Genomic DNA, 9,068 nt, shown 5'->3' with positions numbered 1-9,068 from the left:
GTTCGCCGCCGCCGGGCTGCTGCCGCGCGGCGGGCAGCGGGAGTTCACGGCTCGGGCCGGGTGGGACTGGCCGCGTACGACCGGCCGCGCGCGGCGGCCGGTCAGCCGGCGCCGGGTTCCGGTGCGCGCCAGAGCCGTCGACCCACGGCGTACGCCCCTCAGGACTTGCGGCGGGGCCTGCCCCGGCCGGTGCCCTTGGCGCCCTTCGCTCCCCCGGTCCCCCGGGCGCCCCCGGTGCCCTTGGCACCCCTGGCTCCGGTGGTGCCCTTGGTCCCGCCCCGCCGGCCCCGGCCGCCTTCCGCGCGCTGTCCGCCCTCGGGGCGCGCGCGTCCGGTCCGCTCCCCGGCGGCCGGGGCCGGGGGCGCCGTACGGCCTCGGGTGCTGTTGACCGTGCGGCCCCGGACGACGCCGATGAAGTCCTCGACCAGGTCGGTGGTCGCCTCCTCGGGCCAGGACAGGGCGACGTCCGACTGCGGGGCGCCGGTCAGCGTCCGGTAGGTGAGGTCCTTGCGGTGGTGCAGCCGGGCCAGCGACTGGGGCACCGCGAGCAGACCGATCCCCGCCGCGACGAGTTCGACGGCGTCCGCGGTGGTCGCGGGACGCTCGAAGGCCGGCCGGCCGGGCGGCCGCTCCCAGCCGAGGACGTCGTCGAGGGGGTGCAGGACGATCTCGTCGGCGAGGTCCTCGCCGCTGACCTCGTCGACCGCCGCGACGGCGTGGTCCCTGGGGACGACGATCACCGTGGTCTCGGTGTAGAGGGGGATGGCGCTGAAGAACGCGCGGTCCACCGGCAGCCGGACGAGACCGGCGTCCGCCGCGCCGTCGCGGAGCGCGTCCGCGGCCTCGCCGGCGGCCACCGCGTGCAGGGTGAGGGGGACGTCCGGGAAGCGTTCGGTCCAGACCCGCACCCACTTCGAGGGGGTGACGCCGGGGACGTACGCGAGCCGGAACGAAGGGGGTACCGCCGAGCCTGTCACCTGGCCAGGTTACCGGCCGTGGTCGGCGGGGGCTCACCCGGTCGATACCCTGGTGGGCATGACGTCGCACCACAGCACCCAGTCCATGAAGCCCGCGACCGCGGCGAAGAAGCTGGGTGTGTACCTCGAAGCCACCCCCGCCGCGTTCCAGGAGGGCGCGGTCACCCGGGCCGAGCTGACCGCGCTCCAGACCGACCCGCCGCAGTGGCTGTCCGACCTGCGCCGGGACGGTCCGCACCCGCGTCCGGTCGTCGCGCAGAGGCTCGGCGTCTCCATCGCGGGGCTCGCCCGCGGCGGTGTCACGGAGCCGCTGACCAGCGCCCAGATCGACGCGCTGAAGCAGGAGCAGCCCGAGTGGCTGGTCAAGGAACGGGCCACCCAGGCCGACGTGCGCAAGGAGGCGGCCCGGCTCAGGCGCCGGGACGAGGAGCGCGCGGCCAAGGACTCCTGAGGCCGGGGGCGGGCGCGACGGCCGGGCGAGGCGACCGGCGTCGAGCCCGGCGGGCCGGGTCGGCGAAAGAGGGGTCGGCGGACCGGAGAGGGTGTGCGGACGCACCCGCCGCTCCGCGGCATTCACGTCCGTCGATATCCGCATGCGTCCGCGCGCGGGGTTCTGCGACCATCCCGGCATGGTCCATCCTCTCGAACACCTGGTCGTCCGGCACACCCGTCGCGTTCCCTCTCCCGTGGGTCCCGCCGGGGAAGGCGCCGCGGCGGCACGGCAGTTCGACGCCGCTCTGCTGTCCGCGGGCTTCAAGCTCTCCGCCGAACTGTTCCGGCGGCTCGCGGGCCTGAGCGAGGGCACGGTCGTCGACACCGCCGTGCGCACCCTGGGCACGGTCCGCGAGATGGCCGGCGACCACGTCCGGCACAACGCCTACTTCATCGACTTCCCGGCCAACGTGCCGGACACCCGGGAGTTCTGGGCGCGCTGCGTCGCCGAGGCGCTCGACGACGAGCGCTCCCGCCGATCGGTCCTGTGTCAGCTGTCCGAAGGCGTCCTCGACCTGCTCACGCTCCCTTCGTACGGCCGCTACCAGCACACCTACGATGAACTGCTGGGGCACCATGAGGAGTTGGTCGCCGTCGCGGGGGACCGGCTGACGGTGCTGCACCTCGGTGCGGACGCGGACACCGAAGTCGCGGCGCTCTACCTGGCGTTGGCGGGCAGCCGCACGCCGCTCGGCGAGGACGGGCTGCACGATCTCGGCCTGCTCGCCGACCGGTGCGTGGCCGCGCCGCAGCCCGACGGGATCCCGGTCCGGGAGAACCGGGCGGTGATCAACAGTGTCGTACACCAACCTCACCGCGGTCGAGGGCGAGCACTCCGGGGACCTCACCGAAGCCCCCGACGGGGCCTCGGAGTTCATCGAGCTGCGGCTCGGGGCCGTGCGCGGCACGTTCGTCGTGCCGCAGGTGAACCTGTTCGCCGGTGAGGGATTCGAGGAGGTCGAGGAGTCGTTCTTCGGGTTCATGGTGCGTGAGGGCGAGCAGAAGGGTAGGCCCTTCGAGCCGCGTACCGTGCGCATGAAGTCGGAGCTGCGCGGTCCCGGCCGGGTGGCGCTGCCCCTGGCCTTCCGGCGGGGCGAGGACGGCCGCTGGCACGCCACGTGGCTGCACCTGTACCTGAGCGGCAGTCCCACGGCCAACCGGGTCGAGGGCAGCCGGGTGACCGTGGCGACGCTGCTGCGCGGGATCGTGGAGCGGCGGCGGCTGACGGTGCGCCACCTCACCGGCCTGATGGGCGCGGCGGAGACGACCGTGTGGGACGGCGGGGCGGTGCCCGAGGGCCCGGTCACCTACATCGGTCTGGCCCGCCCGGACGGACTGCACCCGGACTCGACGGTCGTGACGCCGGAAAACCTGCGCGACCTGATCCCGGAGTGACTGATAGCGTGCGGCGCGGCGAGGCCATGAAGGGGCTTCCTTCTCACACTTCTCCTGTAACCAGCCCTTTCGCTTTCCTCGCCGCTCATTCTTCCGTGCCCGTCCTTCCGCCGGCACGGGGCGGTCAGCTGTCGTAGTCCACGGTCAGCGACTCGGACACCGGGTAGGACTGGCAGGTCAGCACGTAGCCGGCCGCGACCTCGGCCGGTTCCAGCGCGAAGTTGCGGCGCATGTCGGCCTTGCCGTCGGTGACCAGGGCCCGGCAGGTGCCGCAGACACCTCCCTTGCAGGCGAACGGCAGGTCGGGGCGGGTGCGTTGGGCGCCGTCGAGGACGGTCCGCTCCCTCGACAGGGCCGCGGTGGTGGAGCGTCCGTCGAGGGTGACGGTGACCTGGCTGACCGGCCCCCGGGGCCCGGACTCCTCGTGGCGCGTCTGCCGTACGGGCTCGTCGTCGGCGTAGAACAACTCCTGGTGGACGCGCTCGCGCGGGACCCCGAGGCCGCTGAGCACCCGCTGGGCGTCCTGGACCATGCCGTGCGGCCCGCACAGCCACCAGTGGTCCGCCGTCGGTACGTCGACCAGCGCCGCTACCAGTGCCGTGAGCCGTTCGGCGTCGATGCGGCCGGAGAGCACCTCGGCCTCGCGGGGTTCGCGCGAGAGCACGTGCGCGAGCTGGAAGCGGGCCGGGTAGAGGTCCTTCAGGTCGGCGAGTTCGTCGGCGAACATGACCGTGCCGGTACGGCGGTTGCCGTAGAACAGGGTGACCGAGGACCGGGCGTCGGCGGCCAGGACCGACTCGGCGATGGACATCATCGGGGTGATCCCGGAGCCGGCCGCGATCAGCACATGGTGGCCGTGGGAGGTGAGGTCGGGGGTGAAGGCGCCCGTCGGACCCATCACGTCGACGAGGTCGCCCGCGCGCACGCCGTCGACCAGCCAGGAGGAGAACAGCCCGCCCGGCACGACCCGCACACCGATGCGCGGGGCCGCTCCGGCCGGCGAGCAGATCGAGTACGACCGCCGCTCGTCCCGCCCCTCGATCTCCCGGCGCAGCGTCAGCGACTGGCCGGGGCTGAACGTGAACTCCTCGGCCAGTTCGGCCGGGACGTCGAAGGAGACGGCGACCGCGTCCGGGCACAGCGGCTGCACGGCGGCGACGCGCAGCCGGTGGAAGGCGGGGCGGCGGCGGACGCGCGGGGATGCCGCGGGGGCCGTCTGTGCTTGCCTCAGGCCGTCCATTCAGATCTCCTTGACGTACTCGAACGGCTCACGGCAGGCGCGGCATCGCCACAGCGCCTTGCAGGAGGTGGCGGCGAACCGGGAGGTCTCCTCGGTCTCCGCCGAGCCGCAGCGCGGGCAGGTCACCGCGTGCCGGACGGGCGACAGCACCAGGGGCACCGGGCCGCCGCGCGGTGCGGGGCCGGGCGGCGCGATGCCGTGCTCCGCGAGCTTGCGGCGGCCGTCCCGGGTGATCCAGTCGCTGGTCCACGGGGGGTCGAGGACCGTGCGGATCACGACGCGGGGGTACCCGTGGGCCCGCAGCCGCGCCGCGACGTCGGCGCGCATCTCGGCCATCGCGGGGCAGCCCGAGTAGGTCGGGGTGAGGCTCGCGACGACCGTGCCGTCCCCGGTGAGTTCGACGCCGCGCAGGACGCCGAGGTCGGCGAGGGTGAGCATGGGCAGTTCGGGGTCCGGCACCTGCTCGGCGATGTGCCGGGCGCGCCGGGCGTCGGTCGCGGTGGTCACCATGTCGCCTCCGGGTGGGCGCGGGCCACGCCCTGCAACTCGGCCAGCAGCGGGGCGAGATGGCCGGTGTGCTCGCCGTCGCGGCCGGAGCCGGGCAGCGGGCGGTAGACCGGCATGGGCAGTCCGGCCGCCTCGGTGACCTGGCGCAGCACGGTGACGACGTCGTCGCGTACGTCGTGCGCGGTGAACAGCTCGCCCAGGTACGGGCCGACCTGCTCCAGGGCGCGGCGCGTCCTGCGGTGCGACTCGTCGGTGCCGTCCCCGAGGCGCACCGTCCATTCCGCCGCGTACTGGCGGTGGTAGCTCAGTTCCTTGACGCCCTTGCCCGCGACGGCCGCGAGGACGGGGTCCGGGTGCGCGGCCAGCTCCTGGAAGTGCGCGAGCCGCCAGCTGGCCAGGACCAGGAGCCGCACGACCGAGAACGCGAAGTCGCCGTTGGGCAGTTCGGCGAGCCGGACGTTGCGGAAGTCCGCCGGGTCACGGAAGTACGCGTAGGCGTCCTCGCCGCGCGCGGTGCCGTCGGCCTGGCCGGCGCGGGAGTACAGCAGGCGGGCCTGGCCGAGCAGGTCGAGTCCGATGTTGGCGAGGGCCACCTCCTCCTCCAGCTCGGGGGCGCGGGTGACCCACTCCCCCAGGCGCTGGGCCGAGACGAGCGCGTCGTCGGCCAGCGCGACGCAGACGGCGGCGAGCGCGGCGGCGTCGACCCCGTCGGGCACGGCGGTGTCCACGCCGTGCAGGGGGTCCTCGAAGCCGGTGCCGTAGGCCCAGCGGGTGTCGTCCTCGTGTCCCTCGGCGAGGGTCAGGTAGACGTGGTCGTCACTCATGCCCTCTCCTTCAGATGTGCGGGACGTCGTCGGGGATGTCGTAGAAGGTCGGGTGGCGGTAGACCTTGTCGGCGCTGGGCGCGAAGAAGGGGTCCTTCTCGTCGCGGGTGGAGGCGGCGATGTGCGCGGAGCGCACGACCCAGATGCTGACGCCCTCGTTGCGGCGGGTGTACAGGTCGCGGGCGTGGGTCAGGGCCATGCGGTCGTCGGCGGCGTGCAGCGAGCCCACGTGGACGTGGTTGAGTCCGCGCTTGCCGCGCACGAAGACCTCGTAGAGCGGCCACTCCTGCTGCTGGGGGCTCATGCCACCGTTTCCTTCCGTGCGCGGGCGGCCTGCCTGGCGGCGTGGGCGGTGGCCGCCTCACGCACCCAGGCGCCCTCCTCGTGAGCGGTCCTGCGCCGCTCCGCGCGACGGGCGTTGCACGGCCCGTCGCCCTTGATGACCCGGGTCAGCTCGTCCCAGTCGGGGGTGCCGAAGTCGTGGTGGCCGCGCTCGGCGTTCCAGCGCAGCTCCGGGTCGGGCAGGGTGACGCCGAGCTTCTCGGCCTGCGGGACGGTCATGTCGACGAAGCGGCGGCGCAGTTCGTCGTTGCTGTGCCGCTTGATCTTCCAGGCCATCGACTGCGCGGAGTTGGGCGAGGCGTCGTCGGGCGGGCCGAACATCATCAGCGAGGGCCACCACCAGCGGTCCACGGCGTCCTGGACCATCTCGCGCTGGGCGCCGGTACCGCGCATCATCGTCATCAGCAGTTCGTAGCCCTGACGCTGGTGGAAGGACTCCTCCTTGCAGATCCGCACCATCGCGCGCGCGTAGGGGCCGTAGGAGCTGCGGCACAGCGGCACCTGGTTGCAGATCGCCGCGCCGTCCACGAACCAGCCGATCACGCCGACGTCGGCGAAGCTCAGGGTCGGGTAGTTGAAGATCGACGAGTACTTCTGGCGGCCCTCGATGAGCCGCTCGGTCAGGTCGGCGCGGTCCGCGCCCAGCGTCTCCGCCGCCGAGTACAGGTACAGCCCGTGGCCGGCCTCGTCCTGCACCTTGGCGAACAGGATCGCCTTGCGGCGCAGCGAGGGGGCCTTGGTGATCCACTCCCCCTCGGGCTGCATCCCGATGATCTCCGAGTGGGCGTGCTGCGCGATCTGCCGGATCAGCGTCCGGCGGTAGCCCTCGGGCATCCAGTCGCGCGGCTCGACGCGCTGGTCGCGCGCGATCGTCGCGTCGAAATGCTCCTGGAGCGGCCCTTCGGGGGGCGCCTCGGCGGAGTGTGAGGTCGTCATCGCTTCCCGCTTCCCTACCGACCATTCGTTCGGTATCAGTGTGGCGCGTTTCGCGGGCGGGAGCAAGACCTCTCCGCGGCGCTCCTCGGCGTCACACGCCGCGCGCGGCGCGCTCACCCCGGGCCCGGCCGCCGACCCGGACCCGGACGGCCACGCAGCGTGGCGGGGCCTGCGCGCGGCGCAGCGGCCGGCGTGCCGTTCCGCCTCCCGCGGCGAAGGTCACAAAAACGTATCGGACATTTCACACGTCAATCTTCACGTGAGACTCACAAGTTGGTTAAGTTACGGCTCAGACCGCACGATCACCTCCGGCGAACCCCGCCGGGACGCGCGGCCTCCGCCGAGTCCGGTGTGCCCGCACGGGCCCACGGGAGCCGGGGACCCACCGAACTTGGGGTGAATCGGCCAACTGCCCCGCGGGGCAACGGCCGTAGGGCACACCTTCCGGACCGCCTGTCCGCCCGAACCCGTCAGCTAACCCGGTAGGCGGAGTACGGAAGGAGTACGTCGCCCATGGCGTCGGAACGCCCCGCGCGCCCGGGGGCATCGAGCCTCCCCGGCCTGCGCAACTCCGCGCTCGCCTCGGCAGCCCTCACCTCGGTGGCCCTGCTGGCGCAGACGGCCAACGCCGCCCCGCAGCCCGGGGACGAGGCACCGAGCCGGGAGGAGATCAGCCGCCGGGTCAGCTCGCTGTACGACCAGGCCGAGTCGGACACGGGGACCTTCAACGCCACCCGGGCGTCGTCGACAGGGCCGCGCCAGCGGGCCGACCGCCCGGCGGAGGGCGGACGAGGCGCCGCCGGGGCCGGGGGCGGGGACGGCAGGCGCGGCGACTCGACGCTCGACGGTGTGGCCCGGCAGTGGTTCGACATGGCCCGCGCCAAGCTGGGTCCGACGGTGCCGGCCGCGCTGCCGCGCCAGGCGGCGCCCGTACGCCCGGCGGCACCCCGGTCCGCACGTCCCGCGACCGGAGTCGGCGGGACCCGCGGCGAAACCGCCGGCGCCGCCGCGGAGTTGGCCGCCGGCGGGGATCTCCGGTCCCCTCGGCCGGAGTTGGCGGCCGGACCGGCCGCCGCGCCGCGGACGCCGTCGGGCGGGCAGAGCGCGTCGACCGCGCTCGCGCTGCCCGCGCAGGCCGCCGATCCCGGGCGGGAGCAGTCGTCCCTGCGGTCGGGCAAGGAACGCAATCAGGGCAAGCTCGCGCGGGCCCGCGCGCTCATGTCCGCCCACACTGCCGCCCGGAGCAACCCGGTCGCGGCGATCGCGGCGCCGTCCGTCACGGACACCTGGGGCGGCGCACCGGCCACGGCGCAGCCCCCGGCGGGGCCTCCCTGGCAGGCCCCGGAGGCGCAGAGCGCGGCGGACCTGATCACGAGGGGCGCGGAGCCGGTGTCCTGGGCTGCCCCGCAGGCCCCGGCGGCGGACGCCTACCCCCGGGCAGACCCGCTGACGGGCACGGGGGCCTTCCCCGTCGCGGGCCCGCTCACCAGCACGGGCACCTTCCCCTCCGTGAACCCCCTCACCGGTGCCTACCCGGCCCCGGACCCGCTGACGGCGACCGGCACCTTCACCCGGACCGATCCGCCGACGAACACCGGGACGTACCCCGCCACGGACCCGCTGAGCGGCACCGGCGCGTTCCCCGCCGCGGACCCGCTCGGCGGAACCGGCGGCTACCCGGCCCAGGGCCCGCTGACGGCGACCGGCACCTTCCCCGCCGCGGACCCCCTCACGGGCGCGGGGAGCCTCCCCACCGCGGACCCGGTGAGCGGGACCGGTGCCTTCCCAGCCGCAGACCCGGTGAGCGGCACCGGTGGCTTCCCGGCCGCGGACCCGGTCGGGACCGGCAGCTTCCCGCCCCCAGACCCGCTCACCGGGACCGGCAGCTTCCCCTCCGCGGACCCCTTCACCGGCACCGGTGCCTTCGCCGTTCCCGGCGCCCTCGCGGCGAGCGGGACGTACGCCGCCGTGCCCGCCCCGCGGGACACCCGCGCTGTCCGGGCCCTGGAGTTCGCGCGGGCCCAGCTCGGCAAGCCCTGTGTCTGGGGCACGTCGGGTCCCGGGTCCTACGACGGCCCGGGGCTGACCCGGGCCGCGTACAAGGCGGCCGGCATCACGCTGCCCCGTACGGCCCCGGAGCAGGCCACCGCAGGTCAGGGAGTCGCGCTGGACCGCCTGGAACCCGGCGACCTGGTCCTCTTCCACGTCGGTCACGTCGGGATCTACTCCGGCGGCGGCCTGATGATCCACGCCCCGGGACCGGGCGCGGCCATCCGCGAGGAGTCGGTCCACTACGCCGGGGAGGCCGCGCTCCACAGCGCGATACGTCCCGCCTGAGCGGAGCGGAGCGGCGCG

8 protein-coding genes, 1 pseudogene and 1 riboswitch are annotated in these 9,068 nt (G+C 74.5%); of the genes and pseudogenes, 3 read left to right on the top strand and 6 right to left on the bottom strand.

Annotated features, from left to right (window positions below; genetic code table 11):
- Positions 1-158: 158 nt before the first annotated feature.
- On the bottom strand, positions 159-977 hold the full coding sequence (locus tag SZN_RS09850; protein WP_007493820.1) for a LysR substrate-binding domain-containing protein: 819 nt from the start codon (positions 975-977) through the stop codon (positions 159-161).
- Between the two features lie 58 nt (positions 978-1,035).
- On the opposite strand from SZN_RS09850, the gene SZN_RS09845 reads away from it, so the two are divergent.
- Positions 1,036-1,428, top strand: coding sequence for a DUF5997 family protein (locus SZN_RS09845; protein WP_043729564.1), 393 nt, complete (start codon positions 1,036-1,038; stop codon positions 1,426-1,428).
- 178 nt (positions 1,429-1,606) lie between these two features.
- Positions 1,607-2,864, top strand: a pseudogene (locus SZN_RS37880) (TerD family protein).
- Between the two features lie 124 nt (positions 2,865-2,988).
- On the opposite strand, the gene paaE reads toward SZN_RS37880, so the two are convergent.
- From paaE to paaA, 5 genes are read right to left on the bottom strand one after another with little or no spacing between them, the layout of a single operon-like run.
- Positions 2,989-4,104, bottom strand: a complete 1,116-nt coding sequence (paaE, locus tag SZN_RS09835; protein ID WP_007493816.1) for a 1,2-phenylacetyl-CoA epoxidase subunit PaaE — start codon at positions 4,102-4,104, stop codon at positions 2,989-2,991.
- Positions 4,105-4,614: a 1,2-phenylacetyl-CoA epoxidase subunit PaaD gene (gene paaD, locus SZN_RS09830; protein WP_007493814.1), complete on the bottom strand. Its 510-nt coding sequence runs from the start codon at positions 4,612-4,614 to the stop codon at positions 4,105-4,107. It abuts the gene before it with no gap.
- Positions 4,608-5,435: a 1,2-phenylacetyl-CoA epoxidase subunit PaaC gene (gene paaC, locus SZN_RS09825; RefSeq protein WP_007493812.1), complete on the bottom strand. Its 828-nt coding sequence runs from the start codon at positions 5,433-5,435 to the stop codon at positions 4,608-4,610. Before paaC ends, paaD begins: the two co-directional genes overlap by 7 nt.
- 10 nt (positions 5,436-5,445) lie before the next feature.
- The gene (paaB, locus tag SZN_RS09820) at positions 5,446-5,739 is read right to left on the bottom strand and encodes a 1,2-phenylacetyl-CoA epoxidase subunit PaaB (protein WP_007493811.1); all 294 of its coding nucleotides are present in this window, start codon (positions 5,737-5,739) and stop codon (positions 5,446-5,448) included.
- A complete protein-coding gene (gene paaA / locus SZN_RS09815) occupies positions 5,736-6,713 on the bottom strand; it encodes a 1,2-phenylacetyl-CoA epoxidase subunit PaaA (protein WP_007493810.1) in 978 nt (325 codons plus the stop codon). Before paaA ends, paaB begins: the two co-directional genes overlap by 4 nt.
- Positions 6,714-7,041: 328 nt before the next feature.
- A riboswitch (cyclic di-AMP (ydaO/yuaA leader) is annotated at positions 7,042-7,218 on the top strand.
- Positions 7,219-7,226: 8 nt separating this feature from the next.
- On the opposite strand from paaA, the gene SZN_RS43345 reads away from it, so the two are divergent.
- Entirely contained in the window at positions 7,227-9,050 is a 1,824-nt protein-coding gene (locus SZN_RS43345; RefSeq protein WP_007493809.1) for a C40 family peptidase, read from the top strand.
- The last annotated feature ends 18 nt before the right edge of the window (positions 9,051-9,068 follow it).

The sequence above is a fragment of the Streptomyces zinciresistens K42 genome, from assembly GCF_000225525.1.
GTDB lineage: Bacteria > Actinomycetota > Actinomycetes > Streptomycetales > Streptomycetaceae > Streptomyces > Streptomyces zinciresistens.
Note: the sequence above shows the minus strand (reverse complement) of the source record. Positions and strands in the feature narration are given on the sequence as shown.